The organism is Campylobacter sp. RM19072 (assembly GCF_024723485.1).
In the GTDB taxonomy this organism is placed as follows: Bacteria; Campylobacterota; Campylobacteria; order Campylobacterales; family Campylobacteraceae; genus Campylobacter; species Campylobacter porcelli.
The window spans coordinates 1-1,557 of sequence record NZ_JANQCU010000042.1; the positions used below are offsets into that span (position 1 = coordinate 1).

Annotated in this window: 1 protein-coding gene; it reads right to left on the reverse strand. The window is 34.5% G+C overall.

Features of this window, described 5'->3' with window-relative positions; all coding sequences use genetic code 11:
• Positions 1 to 1,315 (reverse strand): hypothetical protein (locus CSUIS19072_RS08340; RefSeq protein WP_337212264.1); only part of this gene is annotated, 1,315 nt, incomplete at its 3' end.
• Positions 1,316 to 1,557 lie beyond the last annotated feature (242 nt).

A 1,557-nucleotide genomic window follows, 5' to 3' on the forward strand; every position in this document is an offset into this window, starting at 1 on the left:
CTTTTAGGGCTGGGTTATTTGGGTTTTCCTCAATTCTAGAGTGGAGATTACCACCTTCTACTAAACTCGCGGTTTGTATGGCTGATTTGACAGCTTGATTGTCTTGGTTTATTCCATCTTGGATTTTTTTGATATTGCGGTTTAACTCTATAGCCATTATGCCTATCTCATCTTCAGCTTTTGGTTGTAGATATGCTGGTGGAGTTTTGCTCTCGTGATTTAGGAATTTAAAGAAGCCAAATAGTAGATTTGATATACTTTGGATTCTTCGGACTACACCTACATTTATGTAGTAAAATACAAATAGAGCGATGATAATTGAAGTTATGATAACGCCAATTATGATATCAAATATTAGCTCTCTAACTGGTGCTAAAACTGAGCTTTCTGGAGCAGCTGCGACAACGCCAAATGTAGTGCTACCCCTTGCAATTGAGATTGTTTTTAGGGCGGCTAAATTTTTCACGCCTGATACTGAGTAGTACTCAAATATTCCTGAATCTCTATTTTTTACCGCTTGTATCATTTGGATTGCGCTAGCGTCTTTATTGATAGATTGTAGATTGCTTCCTATATATTTAGCATCTATATCTACAGCTACAACTCCGTTGCTATTTATTACAAAAATTTGAGTTCCTTCGAATATTCTACGATCTGGACTATTCATTTCTGCTGAAATACTTCGTAAATCTGCTAGGAGGCCTAGGACTGCTATTACTTGACCATTTTTATCTTTTAAAGGGATATTCATACTAAGGACAGCTTTTGTTGAGTTTTCTATATTTAGTATAACTGGATTGCCTATGGCTACTTTGCCTGTGCGGATAGCTGTATTTAGCCCCTCTAGATTATTTATATTATTATCTGCTTGAATAGTTCTCATACCGCCTACACCAAGTAGATCATCATCTGTTTGTAGGATTAGTAATTTAGAGTTATTTAGCTTAAATTTGGGATTTTGTATATTATCTGTGTAGTATGGGTCAAGTATGTATAAGTAGCCATACAATGCCTCTCCAGCAGAATCTATAGTTCCCATTAGCTCATTTTCTAACTCTCTTTCACTAGCTCTTGATTGCAAGAGTTTCTCAAAGTGCTCTGCATTGCTCTCTATGGCTATATACATTTGAGACAAGAATGAATCGGCTAAATTCGAATCGCTATCAGATATGCTCTCTAAAAGCTTTTTAGCCTCATGGGTTTGAATGTTTGAGGTAATAGATATAATTACCCAACTCATAATTGCTAGACAAAATACCACTATAGATACTATAGAGGCGATAGTCTTTGTGCCAAGTTTAAGTTTGCTAAACATGATTAGCCTTTCAGTGTAAAATAAGAATATTTCACGCAAATGCTTAAAAGGCAGTGGGAAATAGACTAAAAATAAAATAGGCGTAATTGTAAAAAAAAAAAATGAATTTTGGCTTAAAAAGTTTAGTATATAAGTAAATTTAATATTAATATATTTTTGTTTATTTTTATTTATTTTTTGCGGAATTTGGTGGTAAAGCTGGGTTTGGCTCCATTGCGAAATTAAAATTTGCCGTGCGAAGT